The sequence below is a fragment of the Syntrophorhabdales bacterium genome (assembly GCA_035541455.1).
GTDB lineage: Bacteria > Desulfobacterota > Syntrophorhabdia > Syntrophorhabdales > WCHB1-27 > JADGQN01.
On record DATKNH010000027.1, the window covers coordinates 1 to 20,261 of the forward strand.

Sequence of the window (20,261 nt, forward strand, 5' to 3'; positions counted from 1 at the left end):
CTGTGTTGATGTTCACTATCCTGTTTACAGAAGAATTTGAAAAAAAAACAATCAGGGGGATCTCGGAAGGCGGTCAGACGCGCACTCTCAATTGGTTTGCAGACGATCACTGGCGTTTCGAATCTTATTCGCGTCACTGGACCCCCTGTTTTAATTGGGTAATAACGACCGCCACTGGCGCGCTGCCGAAATATGAAGCACTGGGATATACCCACGCTATAAAAAGCCAATGGGCCTGCAACCACTATCGATACCAGAAGATGGATCTGCCTCTTCTCTATGACGTCACCTTCATCGGCCAGCCCCACGGGACACGCCGAGCCGTTATAGAATCACTCAGACGTGAAGGAATCGATGTGCGGGTCTGGGGAAACGGCTGGCAATCGGGACGCATCACGCAAGAAGAGATGATTCGCGTCTTCAATCAGAGCCGCATAAACCTCAATCTTTCTAATGCCTCAGCTCCTTCGACGGGTTCACTTGCCACGGCCAAGGCCTCTCTTTCGGCTGCTCTGTCGCAAGCGCTTGCAGTATTACCGGGAGGATCCATCGTCAAAAGGGCAGGCAAGAGGATGCTGTCCGTCACATCCCCGACGGGAATGGTGATCCGCGACAATGACAGTGTGCTCTCGGTCCCAGCAAGCGATCAGATCAAGGGGCGGAATTTCGAAGTACCAGGCTGTGGTGGTTTCCTGCTCACAGGCAAAGCGGACAACCTGGAGCAGTACTACCTTCCCGGAAAGGAAGTAGCATGCTTTGACGGAACGCCCGATCTGGTTGATCAAATTCGCTTCTATCTTTCCAACGAGGAGCAGCGAAGAGTCATTGCATCGGCAGGCTTTCGTCGCACTCAAGAGCAACACACGTACGTACATCGTTTTTCAGAAATCTTCGAGACCATGAACCTGCCGAGCCCATCTGTCGAATCACCAGGCACTGAGCACATAAGGCCTGGATTGACGCGAGAGATCACGTGATGGAAACGGAAACAGCCTACGTGAGTGTCATCATGGGCGTGCACAATAGCGAGCCGACGCTTCGCTCTGCCTTGGAGTCGATCCAAAAGCAGACGTTCACGGATTGGGAGTATATCATCTGTGATGATGGCTCGACAGACGCCACGTGGGACGTGCTCAAAGAGACTGCAGCGGTAGACCCCAGGCTCAAGCTGCTGAGGAACAGCACAAATCGCGGGCTGGCGTATACGCTGAACCGCTGTATCGATGCCGCTTCCGGCAGGTACCTGGCAAGACAGGATGCTGATGATACATCGGATCGGAAACGGCTGGGAGAGCTGGCTGCATACCTTGATACGCATCCGGCAGTGGCTGTGGTAGGCACCTACGCGGCACTCGTGGACGATCAAGGGAAGTTTTGGGGCGAGCTGCGACATCCCTTGAACCCTGAGAAACTGGATTGGCTCAAAGGGCCATGCGTGGTTCATCCGTCTGTAATGATGCGAAAGAAAGCCATCATTGAAGCCGGAAAATATGACGAGCATGCTATCAGACTTGAAGATTACGAACTCTGGCTCAGGCTCGTGGGCGGCGGCCACAAAATAGTAAACATTCCAGAGGACCTGTACAATCTCCACTGGGATCGGTCCGATTATTCCAGAAGACGATTCAAGTACCGCTTCGGGGAAATGCGTCTCGTCCTTCGGGCCCTGAACTCGCTTAACGCGCCGCCTTCCTGCTATGGCTATCTTCTAAAACCCTTGTTTGCAGGATTGTTGCCAAAGAGGCTTCTGTTTCAGCACCATGTCCGCAAATTTGGACATCGATAGCCAGGTTCCTCTCTGCCAACACGCACGGTCCCGCATGTCTGATACACCTTTGAGAAGAAACGGATTGTGAATAAGGATGGCCGTCCACCGTAAAGTCCTTCTCGTGTCAAACACCTCCTTCTTCCTTCACAACTTCCTCTTTGGCCTGATGAAGGAGCTCAAGAAAGAGAATTTGGATGTGGTTGCGGCAGCACCCCTTGACGTCTTCAGCGAAAGATTGAGAGAACAGGGGATCCCTCTAATTCCTGTCGCGCGGCTCAACCGAAAGGGTTCGAATCCACTGGAAGACTTTCTGCTTATGATGGAACTGCACAGAATGTATCAGAGAGAGCGACCGGATCTCGTCCTCCATTTTACGATAAAACTGAATGTCTACGGTTCAATCGCAGCGAGGCTTGCCGGTACTAACTCGATCTGCACGGTCACAGGGCTCGGCTGGCTTTTTACGGACAAAGGACTGAAGGCCAGACTTGGCAGTCTGGGTTATAAAGCACTCTATAAGATTGCATTCTCTTTTTCGAGACACGTGGTCTTCCTCAACAAGGACGACAGAGCTTTTTTTCTGAAGAACAGACTGGTTAAGAATGGTGACTCTTCGGTGATCCCGGGTTCCGGGGTAAATACTGAAATCTTCCACCCGGGCTTCTGCGAAAAAAGCACCAATAGCACCGTTCTCCCGGCTGATGCGCCTTCTTCTGTTGCTTCATTTCTGCTAATCGGAAGAATGCTCTCGGATAAAGGCGTGCGGGAGTTTGTAGAAGCTGCCTCTATAGTGAAGAGGAGCCAACCAGACGCGCAATTCTTTCTGCTTGGCCCGATGGACAAAGAAAACCGCTCTGCTATTCCGGAAGAGGTCATTGCCGATTGGCAGCATCAGGGGCTCGTTCGCTACCTTGGCAGAACGGACGATGTGCGCCCTTTCATCTGCGGAAGCAATGTGGTGGTGCTTCCCTCGTACAGGGAAGGGGTACCCAGTTCACTTCTTGAGGCAATGGCCATGGGTAAACCGGTGATCACCACGGATGCACCAGGCTGTCGGGAGGTCGTTGAGGACGGCAGGAACGGGTACCTGGCCCCTGTGAGGGATGCAGCTCGCCTGGCAGATTGCATGCTTCGCTTCGTAGAGCTTCCACACGTCGAAAGAGAAAGAATGGGAAACTATGCAAGGGCAAAGGTCCTTCGTGAATTCGACGAGAAGATTGTCACCGAGGCCTACCTGCAGCTTGTAAAAAACGCATTGCGCGGATAAGACCGCTTTTTATGTCCCTTAAGCGACTGTTCGATATATCTCTCTCCTCGCTGGGATTGATTGTCTCTCTACCCCTCTGGTTGATAATCCCGTTGGCCATCAAGTCTGAAGATGGCGGACCGATCTTTTATTTCCAGGATCGTACGGGGAAGGGTGGGCGCATATTCAAGCTTCTTAAGTTTCGCTCCATGATCGTGGACGCGGAAAAGGAGACTGGAGCAATACAGGCGACCGCTGACGATCCAAGAGTTCTGAAGATAGGCCGACTCCTGCGAGCCACTGCCATGGATGAACTGCCCCAGCTTGTCAACATCCTGAAGGGTGATATGAGCTTCGTAGGACCGCGCGCCCTGAGACCCCACGAACAGGAGGTCTTCGGAAGGAAAGACGTACTGGCCATCGATCAGATCCCCGGGCATGATCGGCGATTGACCGTGACCCCCGGTCTGACCGGCCTCGCACAGGTTTATTTGCCAGCAGATGCGCCGCGCCGCAAGAAATTCCGCGCTGACCTCTTATACATCCGCCGGCAAACGTTTTGTCTCGACCTTAAGCTGATCCTCCTTTCCTTTCTCATTACCTTTCGTGGAAAATGGGAATTTCATGGCAAGAAGGTGTAGCACAAAGCCTTTATAGACCCCCGATCGTCCACCGCAACATTCCTCACTCCACGTCCCCACCAACCGGTTTCCTCAAATAGCTCCTTATCTTTTTCTTAAACGTCTCTGCATCAGTCCGTGAGAGGTACACGCCTTTGCATACAAAACGCACCGAAACAGCTTGACATTTTCATGCAAATATAGTTAAATAGTGGCTCCAAATCCAAAGGAGGTGGTGCCGTTATGCAGTGCCAAACGATTAAACCGGGTATCGAGTGTCTTTTCATGAAGAAAGCAGGCTGTTCTTACAATGGCGGGCAGTGCTACGCTATCGTAGAGAATTGCGAAGGCTGCACGAGAGTTATAGAGGTAGAGGCGGGTAAGTTCTGCGCCAGCTTCCCCTATCCTGCCCAGAAGTGGCAGACCGCAGCGTGCTCCATGGCTACCCACATAAAGAAGGAAGTCAAGACGCAGGAGCAGAAAATAAATCCTCTCAAGGCATCCAAGAGAAACGCTGGCAAGAAGTAAACGTCATTTCGCTTGACTTGACGCCATAACTATATTATTTTTACGCACATAGAGGTTGTTATGGACACTTTTTTTCCGAGCGAGAAGAAACTGGAGAGGAAATGGTTTGTTGTTGATGCCGAGTCGGCGACGCTTGGCAGACTGTCAGCGCGTATTGCCGCTGTGCTGCGCGGAAAGCATAAGCCCACCTACACGCCGCACGCTGATACTGGCGATTTTGTGGTCGTTATCAACGCCGACAAAGTGAAGCTGACGGGGAACAAGCTTGCGGCAAAAACGTACGAGCGGTACAGCGGATACCCCGGAGGCTTGACGGTGCTGAACGCCCGCACATTGCTTGCAGCCAAGCCTGAAGAGTTGATAAGGATCGCTGTCCGGGGAATGCTCCCCAAGACTGCACTGGGACGAAGGATGTTCAAGAAGCTGAAGGTGTACAAGGGAAATGCACACCCTCACCAGGCGCAGAAGCCGGAAACAATGGATGTGAAGGAGGCCAGACGTGCCTGAGAAAAGGTACTATGCAACAGGAAAAAGAAAGACTGCTGTGGCGAGGGTCTGGATGAAACAGGGGTCGGGCCAGTATCTGATCAATGGCCGTACGGTGGAAGATTACTTTCCTCTCGAAGAGCTGCGGCTGATGCTCAATAAACCCTTCATTGTGACGGACAACGCGGAGAAGTTCGACGTGGTGGCGAATATTTACGGTGGCGGAATTGCTGCTCAAGCATGGGCCCTGGGACACGGGATCGCCAAAGCACTGATCGAATTCAACAGCGCGCTGAGAGGCGTCCTCAAGAAACAGGGGCTTGTAACCAGAGATCCGCGCGCAAAAGAAAGAAAGAAGTACGGCCAGAGAGCCGCGCGCGCTCGTTTCCAATTCTCCAAGCGCTAATCAAAAGCATAACGACAACCTAGAGATTAAGATCCATGTGGAAAGTAGGCATCCTGGGGGCGACTGGCTATACCGGCGTGGTCCTGCTTTCGCTGTTGGCAGAGCATCCTCTCGTTGACGTCAACCTCGTTACCTCGAACACGTATCGCGGCAGGAAACTCTCTGACCTTTTCCCGTCCCTCGTGAGTTTCGAGGGAACACTCGAGGCCACCGATGACGATCATCGGGGAAAGTGCGACGTCTACTTCCTCTGTTTGCCCCACGGGACCGCTGCAGCAAAGGCTCGTACGCTTTTTGACGGCAAGGCCTGTATCATCGATCTCAGCGCAGACTTCAGGTTCGAAAATCTTTCCCTGTATGAAAAACATTACGTGAAGCACGGAGCACCCGAGTTGCAGCGCGAGGCTGTGTACGGCCTTCCCGAACTGTACCGGGAACGAATAAGGAATGCGAAGCTCATAGGCAACCCCGGCTGTTATCCGACGAGCGCTATCCTCGCGCTCTACCCTCTCGTGAAGAACGGCCTTGTCGACGGCAATATCTTTGTCGATTCAAAATCCGGGGTAAGTGGCGCAGGCAGAGAGGCCAAGCTGGGCAGTCTCTTTTGTGAAGTGGCCGAGGGCTTCAGGCCTTACAACATCGGTGCCCACCGTCACGAACCTGAAATACAGAAAGAAATCTCCAAGTTTGAAAACAGCACGGTCACGTTCGTGCCCCACCTCCTACCCATCAACAGGGGCATTCTCACAACCGTCTACGGCAGACTGCGGGCAGCAGCCGCTACAGGCGAGCTTCTTGACCTTTATCGAACAACCTACCGGACTGAGCCATTCGTCCAGGTGCTGAAAGAAGGCGTGTATCCGGATACCCGCTTCACGCGATATTCAAATTTCTGCCATGTGGGTCTCAAGGCTTTTGACGACGGAAGGTTTGTAGTCGTGAGCGCTATCGACAACCTTGTTAAAGGGGCCTCGGGGCAAGCCGTGCAGAACATGAACATCGCGCTGGGCACGGATGAGAAGACCGCACTCGACCGGATGGCGCTCTATCCCTAGCCACGTTCCCGTCAAACAACAATTTCCGCACCCTTTATTGGCTATTCATCTCTGGATACTGCTGACCGCGAACGTTGAAGTACGGGCAGTTTACGTGCTTTGCAGATATATCCAGGAGATTGATTGAACAGGGCGGCTGTGATACTGTAATATAGCCTTTTAGCCGACAACTAGAAAAGCAGAGACCCACGTCATCGAATACGCGTGGATTACATAAGGAGGATCTATGACAAGCAGGTTTTGGGCGATCTTCATTGCGATACTGGTATTGCTGGGACTCTATTGGACGCGCTATCAGGTGGTAGAGTTATCCGGCGTGGGCGGCTTTTACAAGATCAATCGCTTTACAGGCCAGGCTACCCTCGTCGCAGGTACTTTTACACAACCGGTGCGTGGAATCGTGGAAACCAGGACAGAGATACAGAGACAGCAGGAGAGCAAAAAAGGAGAACCACCCGCTGCGGAGCCTCAGGTTCAGATCCCGCAAAAGGCGAAATAACGAAAGCAAAACGTTCAGCAACATAAGATGCTCTCGCGTCAATCACCTGTTGACATCTTCTGAACGAGGTCCGATTTTGTCAAGCCAGGACATGAGAAAATGTACGATGTAGCAGTTATCGGCGGCGGACCCGCAGGCTGCTACACAGCGCATGGTCTTGCACGAGAAGGTTTTGACGTCGTCGTTCTCGAGAAAAATGGGACTTGTCGACAGCCTCCGGTCTGCACGGGTGTGGTAGGCGTCGAAGCATTCGAGAAATTCAGTCTGCCGTCTGATTCAATCCTGACGCAGGTCGAGGACATAGAATTCATCTCCCCCTCCGGGAAACTTCTCCCCTACCGGCCCGGGCATGTTCAGGCGCACGTCGTGGACCGGATCAAATTCAACGAGGGGCTGCGCAAACTGGCCCTGGAGAGCGGCTCTTCGTTGCTTCAGGAGACTGCATGCCTCGATATCAGAATCACCCCGGAACATGTTGAACTCAAGACCTCTACGAGCGAAGGCCCGCTGCGGGCTCGCTCGGCAGTGCTGGCTTGCGGCTACAATCCTAAGCTGACGAGAAAACTGCACCTGGGGGACATAGCGTACGTCTACGAAGGTGCGCAGACGGAGATCCGTATGGATGGTCTTTCTGCGACAGAGATATACGTGGGTAGAAATGTCGCACCTTCCTCCTTTGCCTGGGCAGTGAACGTCAAAGACGGGAGGGCCCGCGTCGGTCTTATTACAAAGAAGGGCGCTTCGAAGTTTTTAGAGGCCTTCCTTGATAGCAACTTTCTTAAGGGACGGATAAAAGAAACCGGCACTATTTCGCACAGAACCATTCCGCTCGGCGGCCTGGAAAGGACCTATTCCGACAGACTGCTTGCAGTGGGTGAAGTGGCCGGCCAGGTGAAAACAACCACCCACGGGGGCATTTATTACGGTCTTATAGCGGCCCAGGCTGCTGCAGAAACACTGAGTCGGGCACTTCGCCTCAACGATCTTGGAGCCTCAAGGTTGAAAGATTACGAGAGAAGATGGCGTGCGTTGCTCGATCCAGAACTCTCGAAGGGTCGACTCTTTCGCAGATTCTTCGAGCGCCTCTCAGATACCCATATCGACGGCCTCTTCAGCCTTGCTCTTAAGGACGGCATTCTGGACCTCGTTCACAACAAAGCAATGTTCGACTGGCATGGCGAACTGATCGCGTCGCTGATGAAACACACCCTCATTAAAGGCTTCAGGAGCCTAACTCGTAACAAGATCAGCGGAGAAAAGGGCTCAACGCAAAAGTTGACTTACACATAGTAAACGTGATAAAAATAACAAAATCGAGCGGGAGGGTTTGTTGAAGAAAAACAAGTCGGCCATTAAAAAAGCGCGGCAGGGAGAGAAGAGTCGATTACGCAATGCCCACGTCAAATCCACTATGAAAACCAACATCAAGAAGGTGCTTGTCGCTCTGCAGGGAAAAGATAAGAATGAGCTGCAGCAGGCATTTAAGGAAGCGGTGGTCTGCATAGACAAAGCTGCATCAAAAGGCGTAATTCACAAGAACAACGCAGGGCGCCGGGTCTCGAGGCTTTCGAAGAAAGTAAACCATTCCCTCTCTTGACAGGGATACAGCCTGTCTTTCAGCTTCCAAGCGGTTTTCGAAAAGAGTCGCCCCAGATACTGGGGGTTCGCACACAGGAAGCCCGGGTAAAGTTTCTGCTCTACGTATTTCCGTCAATCTGCGTGCATGCTAAGAAACCGACTCGCCGGCCAAGAGTTGCACCTCCAGGCCGAACCGGGAAACTACTCGCGTGAAAGCAAATTGGTATAATGGTTGATCAGATTGATCGAAATCTCTTCAGGATTGAGGTGCCCCTGCCCCACAATCCTCTCAAATCGGTCAACTCCTATGTCGTGCTGGATGACCACCGAAACCTCGTCGTAGATACAGGGCTCAACCGCAAGGAATGCGAGCAGGTTTTCCTGGCTGGTCTCCATGAACTTCGTGTCGATCCCGAGCGCACGGATTTTTTCATCACCCATCTGCATGCCGATCATCTTGCCCTCGTGACAACCGTTGCGTCCGACGCATCGACAATCTACCTTAATATGCCTGATGCGCAACGTCTCGCCTTATTTTTCAACAGAAAGAATCTGGCCCATTTCGCGCGCCTCGAGGGGTTCCCCGAAAGCCAGATCGATGAAGCGCTCGACAGCCACCCGGCCTTCAAATACGGTATTGCCCAACTTCCTCACTTTGAGCCATGCGGAGAAGGCAACACCATCAGCATCGGCGACTACCGCCTGATATGCATGGAAACACCGGGCCACAGTTTCGGCCACACGTGCCTTTACGAACCCCGAAAAAAATATCTTATCGCCGGAGATCACATTCTCGGCGATATAACGCCCAATATCCAATGCTGGTTCGACGACTGGGATCCCCTGGCGAAATACCTCGAAAGCCTCGATAGAACCTATCAGCTCGAGGTTGAGCTGGTCCTTCCCGGTCACAGGAGCATTTTCAACAACTGCAAAGCGAGAATAGAGGAGCTGAAGCGCCATCACGAGGAAAGAGCCCTGGAAGCGCTGGCCATCCTCAGCGAAGGACCTCAGAATGCCTACCAGGTGGCATCCAGGATGACGTGGGATATTGTCTGCGACTCCTGGGATCTTTTTCCCGTGGCCCAGAAGTGGTTCGCCGTCGGTGAAGCAATTGCTCATCTGAGATACCTCGCGGGTATCGGCCGACTCGTCAGAGAGACCATCAGTGGGAAAGCTGTATATGCAATTGCATATTGACTAGTGTGGCGCCCGTGAACATAGTCAAGCCTACGCCGCAGGATCTAATCGCTGCCCGCGACAAGAGAGTACCGGATCTTATCGCGTTCAATCTGAAAGTACTCTTCTGCGGGATCAATCCGGGGCTTTACTCGGGTGCTGTGGGCCATCATTTTGCGCGGCCGGGCAATCGGTTCTGGCCGGCGCTGTATAAGGCGGGATTCACAGACAGGCTTCTTTCTGCCTTTGAAGAAAAGGAGCTCCTCAAGAGCGACTACGGCATAACGAATATCGTCAGGCGCTCAACAGCCAATGCTTCCGAACTTTCGAGCAGCGAATTGAAGGAAGGCGCCAAGCGCCTGACAAGGACCGTGCTCAAGTACAAACCGCGCATCACTGCCGTACTGGGAGTGGACGCCTACCGCAAGGCGTTCGATCGGCGGGAGGCAGTCCTGGGCCTGCAGAGTGAGCGGATCGGAACATCAGCTCTTTGGATACTGCCTAACCCCAGCGGCATCAACGCCCATTTCCAGTTGAAGGATCTCGCGAAATTATTTAAGGAGCTTAAAGAAGCTTCCGAGAACATGTCGACAGTGTGAGAATGCCCTCGAGTACCGAGAGGCGCTCAACCATACGCTCATACGCAGAATACGACTGCTATGCCGCGATGGAATTTCGATGCATAACGCGAAGACGAGGGGTTGCCGACCGGAGGCGTACCTTGGGGTACGCTGAGGATCGTGCGATCCCCGAAGTCGACAAAGTTAGGCGCGAAAGGCCGTCGCGGCACCTATAACGCCTTCCGGTCGATGTCGGCCAGTATAAGCGCACTAAACCTTCTCGACATCCTCCCGGCGATCCTTATCAGCGCCTGTTTTTTATTGGGATCTTCCAGATTTATGTCCTGAACGTCGTAAGGTTCCGCGTCTATCATCGACCAGTTCTTAATCAACCGACCGTCTTTCTTTGAGAGCGCCAGGCCAAGAGTAACATAGATGGTCTTCTGTATCACCAGCCCTTGCGAACTCATGGCGGTGGGCACAATCCGAGTGGTAACGATGGTGCCTTGCAACGTGTTTGACGAACCCTCTTTGTTGACACCGAAAAGACCGCTGACTATGAGTTCCCTCGTAAACTCCTCGGTGAAAAACTGCGAGATCTGAGGCTCGAAACTTTGATTCTTAAAGACAGGTACATCGAGGGTGACTACCTCCCCCTGAAAAAGACCCTTCTCACCGCTGACGATCGTGTATCCGCAGGAACCCAGCACGAAAAACAAGAGGAGTAGCGAAGCCAGCTTCGCGCACGCACATTTTGTTGAGCCGCCTAACATACTATGTTCACCAGTTTGTTTGGTATGACGATAAACTTTCGAATCTCCCGGTTGTCGATGTGCTTCTGCACTTTCTCAAGAGAGAGCACAAGCTCCTTCAGGGCCGCGCCGTCAAGATCCCGCTCTACCTCGCAGGTGTCTCTCAGTTTCCCATTCACCTGGACTGCCACAGTGACCCTCTCTTCCAGGGTATAGGCCTCGTTGTACGCTGGCCAGGGCTGGTTGATGACGCTCCCTTCTCTTCCGAGGACTTCCCACAACTCTTCTGCAATATGAGGACAGAAGGGTCCGAGCAGGATGATGAGGCGTTCGATCGCCCCTTTAAGAAACCGGAGTTCGCCTTCATTCCGCTCCACTTCTATGAATTTGTAGATGGCATTCACAAGTTCCATGATACTGGCAATAGCCGTATTAAGATGGAACCGCTCTAGATCGTCGGTCACTTTCTTTATCGTTTTGTGCACCGCAAAAAGGAGCCTGGACACATCCTTGTTTTCAGCTCCACCTGCTTCCTTCTCGATGGCCGACGCATTACTGCTAAGGGCATCAGTGCGCTCAATGACAAGCCTCCAGACTCTTTGCAGAAAGCGATAACAGCCCTCAACACCCTTGTCACTCCAGTCGAGATCTTTTTCAGGTGGGGAGGCGAAGAGACAGAAGAGACGCGCCGTATCCGCACCGTAGCGCTCGATCAGGTAGTCCGGGTCGACCACGTTTCCCTTCGACTTGCTCATTTTGGAGCCGTCCTTAATCACCATGCCCTGGGTAAGCAAGTTCTCGAAGGGCTCCCTCACCGAGACGAAGTCCAGTTCGCTCACGACCCTGTTGAAAAATCTTGAATAGAGAAGGTGGAGCACTGCGTGCTCGATGCCACCAATGTACTGATCTACAGGCATCCAGTAGTCGACACGTCTACGGTCAAGCGGCGCCTTATCATAGCCAGGGCATGCGTAGCGGAGGAAATACCAGGAGGACTCGACAAACGTGTCCATCGTATCTGTCTCTCTGCGCGCATCCCGGCCGCACGTAGGGCACTTCACCTTGTAAAACTCCTGGTATTCCGAGAGCGGCGATTTGCCCACAAGCTTAATCTGCAGGTCGAGCGGCAGCTTCACCGGCAGGTCCTCGTAAGGCACAGGCACCACACCGCAACTCTCACAATAAATGATAGGGATCGGCGCACCCCAGTAACGCTGCCTCGATATGCCCCAATCCCTGAGACGGTAGTTTATGGTCCCCTTCCCAAGCCCCTTTTCTTCCAGGTAGGCAATGATCTCGGGTATCGCTTTTCTGTTCTGCCTTCCGTTGAAGGGGCCTGAATTGACCATGGTCCCATCACCCTCATAGGCGCCTTGCATAGAAGCCGGATCAAGGGTTCCGCCATCAGGAGTGATAGTAACGATGATGGGCAAACCATATGCCTTTGCGAATTCAAAGTCGCGCTGATCGTGGGCAGGAACAGACATAATGGCGCCCGTTCCATATTCGGCGAGGACAAAATTACTCACGTATACAGGCACCCGCGCCTTGGTAAGGGGATTTATGGCGTAGGCTCCCGTAAAAACACCTTCCTTACTTCCTGACAGCTCCAGCCTGAAGCTGCGATCCTGGCTGCGCGCTCTCTCAACGAACGAGTGCACCTCTTCTTCATAGGGTGTGCCGTGCGAAAGCTCCGTGGCCAACGCATGCTCCGGAGCAAGCACCATGAATGTCACGCCGTAGAGCGTATCGGGCCGGGTTGTAAATATAGTGAGAAGACCGCCTTTCTCGAGCGGGAAATCAACCTCGACGCCGAAGCTCTTTCCGATCCAATTCTTCTGCATGTTCAGAACCCGTTCGGGCCAGCCGGGCAGCTTGTCCGCATACTCATAGAGCTCGTCGGCATATTTGGTAATAGCGAAGAACCATTGTGTCAGTTCGCTTTGTACCACCTCGTCGCCGCACCGCCAGCAACGGCCCTCCTCCACCTGTTCGTTGGCCAGGACCGTCGAACAAAGCTTGCAGTAATTAACAGGAGCATTTTTGCGGTAGACCAGTCCCTTCTCGTACATCTTCAGGAATATCCACTGCTCCCACCCGTAGTATTCCACATCGCAGGTTGCAAGCTCTCTATCCCAGTCATAACCAAAGCCAAGCCTCTTGAGCTGCGTCTTCATGTAGGCAATATTGTCGTGGGTCCATACCGCGGGCTGTATGCCATGCTGGATTGCGGCATTTTCAGCGGGCATGCCAAATGCGTCCCATCCCATGGGATGGAGTACATTGTATCCTTTCATTCGCTTATAGCGCGCAATCACGTCACCTATAGAATAGTTCCTCACGTGACCCATGTGAATCTTGCCGGAAGGGTACGGGAACATCTCGAGCAGGTAGTATTTTTGCTTTCCTGTCTCTTCCGCAGCACGGAAAGCATTGTTCGCTTCCCAGACCTTCTGCCACTTTTCCTCTATCTCTTTTGGTTCGTACGCTTTCAATTCAGAACTCCCTCAAAAGCCGGCTAAAGGCACGAGGCTCGGGGCTAACGGAAAATCAACCTTCGCCTTTCGGCCTTTAGCCTTTATCCTTTGGCCCTTAGCCGATATCCGGCAGCCTCGTTGCTTCGACCTTTGGCCTGTCCCTACATCCTCTCATTCAGCATCGCTTTGATTCTGAGTCGCAATGCATTGAGCCGTATGAAACCGCTTGCATCCTTCTGGTCGTAAACCGCATCTTTGTCGAAGGTCGCAAAGTCCTTCATATAAAGCGAGCGCTCCGACTTCCTGCCAGCCACGATGCAGTTGCCTTTATAGAGCTTCAGCTTGACGGTTCCAGTGACATTCTTCTGCGTCTCAAGGATGAATGCCCGCAGCGCCTCCATCTCCGGCGAATACCAGAATCCATAATAGATGAGCTCAGAGATTTTGGTAATGAGGCTATCGCGAAGGTGCATCACCTCTCTGTCCATAGTAATCGACTCCATCGCCCTGTGAGCAACGTGCAGCACAGTCACGCCCGGAGTTTCGTACACACCTCTCGACTTCATACCCACAAACCTGTTCTCAACCACATCGATGCGGCCGATGCCATTCTCGCCGGCTATGTGATTAAGAATCATCACTATTTCGTGCGGGGCCATTTTCTTGCCGTCAATAGCAACCGGGGTCCCGTCCACGAAATCGATTTCGATATACCGGGGAGCATCAGGTGCCTTCTCGGGAGAGAGGCTGAGGCGGAACATAGACTCGTCGGGTTCACGCCAGGGATCCTCGAGGATACCCCCCTCGTAGCTTATGTGCATCAGATTCCTGTCCATGCTGTAAGGCTTCTCTTTACTCACCGGGACATCTATTCCATGCTGTTTCGCGTAGTCAATCAACTGTTCCCGAGCCGTGAAGGACCACTCTCTCCAGGGCGCTATCACCCTTATGTGGGGCGCCAGCGCATAGCAGGTCAACTCAAAGCGCACCTGGTCGTTGCCCTTACCTGTCGCACCATGAGCGACAGCATCAGCCTGCTCCTGTTTTGCAATCTCCACCATTCTTTTCGCGATGAGGGGCCGCGCAATGGAGGTACCCATCAGATATGTTCCTTCATACACCGCGTTTGCCTTTAAGGCGAAGAAGACAAAATCCCTCGCAAATTCCTCTCGCAAATCGTCGATGTAAATCTTAGACGCACCGGTCGCAATAGCCTTTTCCCTTAACCCCTCAAGCTCTTCCTCTTGTCCCACGTCCGCGCAGAACGCGATGACCTCGCAGTTATACTGCTCCTTCAGCCACTTCACGAGAATCGAGGTGTCCAGTCCACCGGAATATGCCAGCACTACTTTCTTGACATTGTTCATCTAAACCTCCAGTATTAACCACTCCAAGAGTGCCTTTTGTGCGTGAAGCCGGTTCTCGGCCTGCGTGAAGATGACGTCCTGAAAACGCTCGAAGACAGGCTCGCTTATCTCCTCGTTCCTGTGGGCGGGCAGACAATGCATCACGATAACGTCCTTCTTCGCAACCGCCAGGAGCGCGTCGTCCACGCCGAAACCGGTGAACGCCTTTAGTCTTTCATTCTTCTCTTTTTCCATTCCCATGCTTACCCAGACATCGGTGTTAATGACGTCAGCATTATCAGCTGCTTCTCTGGGATCGTGCGTGAACAGTATATTGGCATTCTTTCGCGCCAATTTCTCAATCACCGGTGCAGGCCTGTATGCTTCTGGAAACGCAACCACAAGATTCAGGCCGAGCAGGGCCGCTGCTTCTATCCATGAATTGGCCACATTATTGGCGTCACCGATATAGGCGATTTTCAATGCACTGAAATCCCCTTTCAGCTCCCGCACCGTAAACAGGTCAGCCAGCATCTGGCAGGGATGGTAGAGGTCGGACAGCCCATTGATCACGGGTACGCTAGAGGCGCGCGCCAGTTCCTCCACAGTTTCCTGTGCGTATGTGCGGATCATGATTGCACTCACGTAGCGGCTGAGCACTTTTCCTGTATCGCCTATGGGTTCCCCTCTGCCGATCTGTGTTTCTGTCGCGCTCAAATACAAGGCGATACCGCCAAGCTCTTTCATACCCAGTTCAAAGGAAACCCTTGTCCTGGTGGAAGCCTTTTCAAAGATCATCGCCAGGCTCTTGCGTCGCAAGGGCTCGTGCTCTCTTCCGTCTTGTCTCATCCGCTTCATGAATGCAGCCCTTTCAACCAAGTGGATGCACTCATCCGCTGTCAGGTCCAGTATCTTTGTCAGATCTCTCTTCACGATTTTTGCCTTTCGAATACTCTCGCTGCTATATCCAGGAAGAGATCAACCTCTTCTTTGTCGATCACGAGGGGCGGCAGCAGTCTCAACACGTTTCCTTTCGTCGCGTAAAGAATGACCCCCTCTTTCAGAAATTCCTGCACGAGCGGCTCGCCGGGAACCGAGAGCTCGACCCCGAGAAGCAGTCCCATGCCGCGCACATCTCTGATCACAGGAAACTTCCGCTTGAGCGACAGCAAGCCTTCAACCAGGACCCTACCCATTTTCTCGCAGTTCGCAATCACACCTTCTCCGAGCAATGTGTTCATTGTAGCCACAATAGCTGAACTGGCGAGCGCATTACCACCGAACGTGGATGCGTGGGTTCCCGGCTCAAACCCCGAGGCCGCTTCTTCTGTCGCGAGAATGGCTCCGACAGGAAAGCCTCCGCCGAGAGCCTTTGCGAGGCTCACTATATCAGGCTTTATGTTGTAATGCTCATAGCCGAAGAGTCTCCCCGTCCTTCCTATTGCTGTCTGAACCTCATCCAGGATGAGAAGAATGTCCCGCTCCCCAGCCAGTTCGCGGATGAACTTTATGTACTCCCGGTCTGCGACGTAGACGCCTCCTTCAGACTGGACCAACTCGAGAATGATGGCGCAGGTCCGCTCTGAAACTGCACTCTTGAGCGCCTCACTATCATTGAAAGGCACAAAAGAAAAACCTTCGAGCAAAGGGCTGAACCCCACGTGAAACTTGGTCTGTCCTGTTGCGGAAAGTGTGGCCATGGTCCTGCCATGAAAAGAATTGTGCATGGCTATGATGTCTGCCCTGCCTTCGCCATGCTTTTTCCAGGAGTACCGCCTCGCAAGTTTTATTGCCGCCTCATTTGCCTCTGCCCCGCTGTTGCAGAAGAAGACCTTGTCGCCGAAAGAATGCTCCACCAAGACCTCTGCAGCCCGGATCTGGATTTCCGTGTAAAAAAGGTTTGATACGTGGAAAAGTCTTTGTGCCTGACCGGATAGACCTTCCGCGACGCTTTTCGGAGCGTGACCGAGATTGCAGACAGCTATTCCAGAAAGAAAGTCTAGATATCTTCTGCCGTCCATATCCCAGAGCCAGCAGCCTTCGCCCTTGGTGACGACTATGGGAAATCTCGTGTATGTATTTGCCAGATACTGCTTTGCTTTCTCAATAAGCTTTTCCTGCATTACTCCCCTCCCGAAATCTGAGTTCCAATCCCCGAATCCGTAAGCACTTCGAGAAGGAGCGCGTGCGCCACCCTGCCGTCAATAATATGTGTCTTCTTGACGCCGCCGTGAAGCGCATCGAGACAGCACTTTGTCTTGGGGATCATGCCGCCCTTTATCGTCCCATTCTTGATAAGGAGAGGCACCTCTTCCTTTTTCAGTATTGATATGGGCTTAAGGTCCTTTCCCAGAACGCCAGGAACATCCGTGAGTAAGATGAGCTTATCCGCCATGAGTTCCTTGGCAATTGCGCCCGCAGCCGTATCGGCATTGACGTTGTAGGTATGCCCGTCGGCGCCTGCAGCAAGAGGCGCCACGACCGGGATATAGCCCAGCTTTGAAATCTCCCTTAGTATCTTCACGTTGGCTTCCACGATGTCGCCCACAAAGCCGATGTCCTTCTCCACTTTCTTCGCAACGATAAGTTTGGCGTCCTTTCCGCTCATGCCCAGGGCCCGGCCGCCGCAATTGTGTATCTCCTGGACAATCTGCTTGTTGATATGGCCGGAGAGCACCATTTCGACTACCTCGAGTGTGGCTTCGTCTGTCACCCTCAGGCCTTCCACAAAACGCGTGGGGATGTCGAGCCTCGTGAGCAGCTTTTCTATCTGTGGGCCTCCGCCATGCACGATCACAGGATCTATGCCCACATACTTCAGAAGAACCACATCTTTGGCAAATTCTTTCGCAAGCTCTTCTTGTTCCATGGCGGCGCCGCCGTACTTGACAACAAAGGTCGCACCGGAGAATTGCTTGATATACGGAAGTGCTTCTAAAAGGATGTCTACTTTTTCCATCATAGGATGTACCTGCTCAAATCTTCTTTTTCCAGGAACTCACCCAGCCTTTCACGGACGTATTTCTTGGTAATCGTAATCTTTTTCTCCTTCGTCTCCGGAGCGGAAAAGGATATATCATCCAGAAGGCGCTCCATGACCGTGTAGAGTCGTCGCGCTCCTATATTTTCCGTCATTTCATTGATACGCTGGGCAATGTCGGCGAGCTCTAAAATGGCCTCTTCATCAAATGAAAGCTCTATCCCTTCAGTGGCAAGCAGCGCCCTGTACTGCTTTATCAGTGCGTTCTCCGGCTCCGTCAGGATCCTGTAAAATTCTTCCTTGTTCAAAGGATCAAGGCCCACCCGGATCGGGAAACGACCTTGCAGCTCCGGTATTAAATCAGAGGGCTTCGACATGTGGAATGCCCCGGCTGCGATGAACAAGACGTGATTCGTTTTCACCATGCCGTATTTTGTCGTAGTAGTCGTTCCTTCGACTATGGGCAGGATATCACGCTGGACGCCTTCCCTTGATACGTCAGGGCCGTGCGTGTGCTCACGGCTCGCTATCTTATCTATTTCATCAAGGAAGATGATGCCGGCCTGTTCCACCCGATCAAGAGCGTCATGCACGACTTTGTCCATGTCGATAAGCTTCTTCGACTCCTCCTGAATTAAATACTCATAGGCCTCCCTTACTTTGACCCTCCTCCTCTTCGTCTTCTTGGGCAGCATGTTGCCGAACATATCCTTAAGCTGCATGTCCATCTCTTCCATGCCCTGAGAGGAGAATATCTCAATGATGGGAAGCGCCTTCTCCGGCACCTCTATCTCAAGAACCTTCTCGTCCAGCTTGCCGTCACGAAACAGGACCCTCAATTTCTCGCGGGTGTTTTCAGGCAGCTCCGCGACCTCTTCCTGGCCGCTCTTGTTTTTCCTGTGGGGGATAAGGAGATCAAGCACCCTTTCCTCCGCAAGCTCCTTGGCCTTTTCCAGAACCCGTTCCTGCTCCTCCTTTTTCACCATGTTCACCGAGAGCTCGGTAAGGTCCCGGATCATCGATTCCACGTCTCTTCCAACGTAACCGACTTCAGTAAATCGCGTGGCCTCTATTTTAAGGAAGGGCGCATTTGCGAGCTTTGCCAGCCGCCTCGCTATTTCAGTCTTCCCGACGCCCGTCGGCCCGATCATGATGATATTCTTGGGAGCGATCTCGTCCCGCAGATCCTCCGGGATCATTTGGCGTCTCCATCTGTTCCGGAGCGCGATTGCAACAGCCCTCTTGGCGTTCTTTTGCCCGACAATGTAGCGGTCCAGTTCTTCCATTATTTCCCTTGGGATCAAGGTCCTCATTTAAAGCTCCTCTATCGTGATCTCCTGGTTTGTGTAGATGCAGATATTCGACGCGATCGCCATTGACTCCCGTGCAATCTCCAGCGCCGACAAATCCGAATGTTTTACCAGTGCCTTGGCCGCAGCTTGCGCATAAGGGCCTCCGGAGCCGATGGCCGCAATGCCGTCGTCAGGTTCTATGACATCACCCGTACCGGACAGGATGAACGTATGCTCCGCATCTGCAACGATCAGGAGCGCCTCCAGCCTTCGCAGGAGTCTGTCCGTTCTCCAGTCCTTTGCAAGCTCCACAGAAGCCCTCGTGATGTTTCCATTGAACTGCTCCAGCTTCTTTTCGAAGCGCTCCAGAAGCGTGAAGGCGTCGGCTGTCGCACCGGAAAATCCGGCCAGACATTTATTCTGGTAAAGTTTCCTCACCTTCTTCGCAGTGTGCTTCATAACCGTGGCGCCGAGAGTGACCTGCCCGTCGCCGGCCAAAACGACTCCGCCTTTGTGTCTGATACACAGTACAGTTGTCCGTCTCATGTTATTACCTTCTCGGGTGGGCTTTATCGTATACCTCCATGATCTTTTCCATGGAGATATGCGTATACTTCTGCGTTGTTGAAAGTTTCGAGTGGCCGAGGAGTTCCTGGATGCTCCTGAGATCGGCCCCCCCGCCCAGCATGTGTGTTGCAAAGGAATGGCGGATCCCATGGAGTGCAAGATCCTTCAACAAACCTGCCCTGAGTTGATGTTTCTTCATGACCTTCAGCAACCCCCGGTAAGAAAGACGCATACCTTGCGCGTTCACAAACAGAGGGCCCTTGCCGGACGCGCTCACAGCCTCATGCCTCGCGTTCAAGTAAGCCTGTATCGCATCTCGCGCCTTTTCCCCGAAGGGAAGAATCCTCTCCTTGCCGCCCTTGCCTTTCACCAGTGCCCATAAACCGTCAAGATGCACGCTCCCCCTGTCCAGCCCGAGAGCCTCGCTTGCCCGCATGCCTGTGGAGTATATCAACTCGAATATCGCACGATTTCGGAGGGACAGCCAGGAGTCTGCCGGCAGCGCATCCAGAAAAAGAAACATCTCATCCACCGTGTAGAATTTCGGGAGATGCTTCTCGACCCTCGGGTTCTTGACGAGCAGGGCCGGGTTATCATCGATGTATCCCTTCCTTTTGAGATACTTGAAATAGGACCGGATCGTTGCCACCTTTCGGGCTAGGGACGATTTCTTGAGTCCCTTATAAATGCTCACTATGTAGGCTCTGATGAGTCTATGATCTATCTGATCACCGGGACTCTTTGCCACGAAGGAGATGAAACTCTCGAGATCCCCTTCATACGCTCTGATGGTATGAGGCGAAACGCCTTTCTCGGTAGCCAGGTACTCGTAAAAGTTTTCTTTGAGGCTTATAAAGGTTTCTTTATCCATTGTGAAACTACTATTTTATAAACTTTTACCAAATAATCAAGTCGATTCCAT

General features: G+C 52.7%; 22 protein-coding genes. 13 read left to right on the top strand and 9 right to left on the bottom strand.

Going from position 1 to position 20,261, the window contains the following annotated elements:
- From VMT71_03110 to mug, 13 genes are all read left to right on the top strand, one after another.
- Positions 1 to 977: glycosyltransferase (locus VMT71_03110; GenBank protein ID HVN22934.1), on the top strand; the 977-nt coding region annotated here is incomplete at its 5' end.
- Complete coding sequence (locus VMT71_03115) at positions 977 to 1,786, top strand: glycosyltransferase family 2 protein (GenBank protein ID HVN22935.1); 810 nt, start codon at positions 977 to 979, stop codon at positions 1,784 to 1,786. The genes VMT71_03110 and VMT71_03115, both read left to right, overlap by 1 nt.
- A 76-nt stretch (positions 1,787 to 1,862) precedes the next feature.
- Entirely contained in the window at positions 1,863 to 3,035 is a 1,173-nt protein-coding gene (locus tag VMT71_03120) for a glycosyltransferase family 4 protein (GenBank protein HVN22936.1), read from the top strand.
- 11 nt (positions 3,036 to 3,046) lie between these two features.
- The gene (locus VMT71_03125) at positions 3,047 to 3,655 is read left to right on the top strand and encodes a sugar transferase (GenBank protein HVN22937.1); all 609 of its coding nucleotides are present in this window, start codon (positions 3,047 to 3,049) and stop codon (positions 3,653 to 3,655) included.
- A 222-nt stretch (positions 3,656 to 3,877) separates the two neighbouring features.
- Entirely contained in the window at positions 3,878 to 4,162 is a 285-nt protein-coding gene (locus VMT71_03130) for a PxxKW family cysteine-rich protein (protein ID HVN22938.1), read from the top strand.
- A gap of 60 nt (positions 4,163 to 4,222) precedes the next feature.
- Positions 4,223 to 4,669, top strand: coding sequence for a 50S ribosomal protein L13 (rplM, locus tag VMT71_03135; protein ID HVN22939.1), 447 nt, complete (start codon positions 4,223 to 4,225; stop codon positions 4,667 to 4,669).
- The gene (rpsI, locus tag VMT71_03140; protein HVN22940.1) at positions 4,662 to 5,054 is read left to right on the top strand and encodes a 30S ribosomal protein S9; all 393 of its coding nucleotides are present in this window, start codon (positions 4,662 to 4,664) and stop codon (positions 5,052 to 5,054) included. The genes rplM and rpsI overlap by 8 nt, the downstream gene beginning before the upstream one ends.
- Before the next feature lie 35 nt (positions 5,055 to 5,089).
- On the top strand, positions 5,090 to 6,109 hold the full coding sequence (gene argC / locus VMT71_03145; protein HVN22941.1) for an N-acetyl-gamma-glutamyl-phosphate reductase: 1,020 nt from the start codon (positions 5,090 to 5,092) through the stop codon (positions 6,107 to 6,109).
- Positions 6,110 to 6,335: 226 nt separating this feature from the next.
- Positions 6,336 to 6,608 (top strand): hypothetical protein, encoded by a 273-nt coding sequence (locus tag VMT71_03150; protein HVN22942.1) that lies wholly within the window; start codon positions 6,336 to 6,338, stop codon positions 6,606 to 6,608.
- 99 nt (positions 6,609 to 6,707) lie between these two features.
- A complete protein-coding gene (locus tag VMT71_03155; protein HVN22943.1) occupies positions 6,708 to 7,898 on the top strand; it encodes an NAD(P)/FAD-dependent oxidoreductase in 1,191 nt (396 codons plus the stop codon).
- A 40-nt stretch (positions 7,899 to 7,938) separates the two neighbouring features.
- Positions 7,939 to 8,205 carry a 30S ribosomal protein S20 gene (rpsT, locus tag VMT71_03160; GenBank protein ID HVN22944.1) on the top strand — a complete coding sequence of 89 codons (267 nt, stop codon included), beginning with the start codon at positions 7,939 to 7,941 and terminating at the stop codon, positions 8,203 to 8,205.
- A 209-nt stretch (positions 8,206 to 8,414) separates the two neighbouring features.
- Positions 8,415 to 9,386, top strand: coding sequence for an MBL fold metallo-hydrolase (locus tag VMT71_03165; GenBank protein ID HVN22945.1), 972 nt, complete (start codon positions 8,415 to 8,417; stop codon positions 9,384 to 9,386).
- A gap of 14 nt (positions 9,387 to 9,400) precedes the next feature.
- Complete coding sequence (gene mug, locus VMT71_03170) at positions 9,401 to 9,964, top strand: G/U mismatch-specific DNA glycosylase (GenBank protein HVN22946.1); 564 nt, start codon at positions 9,401 to 9,403, stop codon at positions 9,962 to 9,964.
- Positions 9,965 to 10,155: 191 nt separating this feature from the next.
- Here mug and lptE read toward each other — a convergent pair whose 3' ends face one another.
- The 9 genes from lptE to VMT71_03215 all read right to left on the bottom strand — a co-directional run bounded on the left by lptE (position 10,156) and on the right by VMT71_03215 (position 20,210).
- A complete protein-coding gene (lptE, locus tag VMT71_03175; GenBank protein HVN22947.1) occupies positions 10,156 to 10,698 on the bottom strand; it encodes an LPS assembly lipoprotein LptE in 543 nt (180 codons plus the stop codon).
- Positions 10,692 to 13,172 carry a leucine--tRNA ligase gene (gene leuS / locus VMT71_03180; protein HVN22948.1) on the bottom strand — a complete coding sequence of 827 codons (2,481 nt, stop codon included), beginning with the start codon at positions 13,170 to 13,172 and terminating at the stop codon, positions 10,692 to 10,694. Before leuS ends, lptE begins: the two co-directional genes overlap by 7 nt.
- Positions 13,173 to 13,315: 143 nt before the next feature.
- Entirely contained in the window at positions 13,316 to 14,521 is a 1,206-nt protein-coding gene (locus tag VMT71_03185; protein HVN22949.1) for an argininosuccinate synthase, read from the bottom strand.
- Complete coding sequence (gene argF / locus VMT71_03190) at positions 14,522 to 15,433, bottom strand: ornithine carbamoyltransferase (GenBank protein HVN22950.1); 912 nt, start codon at positions 15,431 to 15,433, stop codon at positions 14,522 to 14,524.
- Positions 15,430 to 16,623 (bottom strand): aspartate aminotransferase family protein, encoded by a 1,194-nt coding sequence (locus VMT71_03195; protein HVN22951.1) that lies wholly within the window; start codon positions 16,621 to 16,623, stop codon positions 15,430 to 15,432. The genes argF and VMT71_03195 overlap by 4 nt, the downstream gene beginning before the upstream one ends.
- A complete protein-coding gene (gene argB / locus VMT71_03200) occupies positions 16,623 to 17,462 on the bottom strand; it encodes an acetylglutamate kinase (GenBank protein ID HVN22952.1) in 840 nt (279 codons plus the stop codon). Before argB ends, VMT71_03195 begins: the two co-directional genes overlap by 1 nt.
- Positions 17,459 to 18,793: an ATP-dependent protease ATPase subunit HslU gene (hslU, locus tag VMT71_03205; protein HVN22953.1), complete on the bottom strand. Its 1,335-nt coding sequence runs from the start codon at positions 18,791 to 18,793 to the stop codon at positions 17,459 to 17,461. Before hslU ends, argB begins: the two co-directional genes overlap by 4 nt.
- A complete protein-coding gene (gene hslV / locus VMT71_03210) occupies positions 18,794 to 19,318 on the bottom strand; it encodes an ATP-dependent protease subunit HslV (GenBank protein ID HVN22954.1) in 525 nt (174 codons plus the stop codon).
- 4 nt (positions 19,319 to 19,322) lie between these two features.
- On the bottom strand, positions 19,323 to 20,210 hold the full coding sequence (locus VMT71_03215; protein HVN22955.1) for a tyrosine recombinase XerC: 888 nt from the start codon (positions 20,208 to 20,210) through the stop codon (positions 19,323 to 19,325).
- Positions 20,211 to 20,261: the final 51 nt, after the last annotated feature.

Bases quoted from the DNA above. Each gene is read 5' to 3' on its own strand.
- VMT71_03155 (HVN22943.1), top strand. From the start codon at position 6,708: ATGTACGATGTAGCAGTTATCGGCGGCGGACCCGCAGGCTGCTACACA.
- rplM (HVN22939.1), top strand. From the start codon at position 4,223: ATGGACACTTTTTTTCCGAGCGAGAAGAAACTGGAGAGGAAATGGTTT.
- hslU (HVN22953.1), bottom strand. From the start codon at position 18,793: ATGAGGACCTTGATCCCAAGGGAAATAATGGAAGAACTGGACCGCTAC.
- VMT71_03150 (HVN22942.1), top strand. From the start codon at position 6,336: ATGACAAGCAGGTTTTGGGCGATCTTCATTGCGATACTGGTATTGCTG.
- argC (HVN22941.1), top strand. From the start codon at position 5,090: ATGTGGAAAGTAGGCATCCTGGGGGCGACTGGCTATACCGGCGTGGTC.
- lptE (HVN22947.1), bottom strand. From the start codon at position 10,698: ATGTTAGGCGGCTCAACAAAATGTGCGTGCGCGAAGCTGGCTTCGCTA.
- VMT71_03185 (HVN22949.1), bottom strand. From the start codon at position 14,521: ATGAACAATGTCAAGAAAGTAGTGCTGGCATATTCCGGTGGACTGGAC.
- argB (HVN22952.1), bottom strand. From the start codon at position 17,462: ATGATGGAAAAAGTAGACATCCTTTTAGAAGCACTTCCGTATATCAAG.
- hslV (HVN22954.1), bottom strand. From the start codon at position 19,318: ATGAGACGGACAACTGTACTGTGTATCAGACACAAAGGCGGAGTCGTT.
- VMT71_03125 (HVN22937.1), top strand. From the start codon at position 3,047: ATGTCCCTTAAGCGACTGTTCGATATATCTCTCTCCTCGCTGGGATTG.
- VMT71_03130 (HVN22938.1), top strand. From the start codon at position 3,878: ATGCAGTGCCAAACGATTAAACCGGGTATCGAGTGTCTTTTCATGAAG.
- VMT71_03165 (HVN22945.1), top strand. From the start codon at position 8,415: ATGGTTGATCAGATTGATCGAAATCTCTTCAGGATTGAGGTGCCCCTG.
- VMT71_03115 (HVN22935.1), top strand. From the start codon at position 977: ATGGAAACGGAAACAGCCTACGTGAGTGTCATCATGGGCGTGCACAAT.
- VMT71_03195 (HVN22951.1), bottom strand. From the start codon at position 16,623: ATGCAGGAAAAGCTTATTGAGAAAGCAAAGCAGTATCTGGCAAATACA.
- VMT71_03120 (HVN22936.1), top strand. From the start codon at position 1,863: ATGGCCGTCCACCGTAAAGTCCTTCTCGTGTCAAACACCTCCTTCTTC.
- VMT71_03215 (HVN22955.1), bottom strand. From the start codon at position 20,210: ATGGATAAAGAAACCTTTATAAGCCTCAAAGAAAACTTTTACGAGTAC.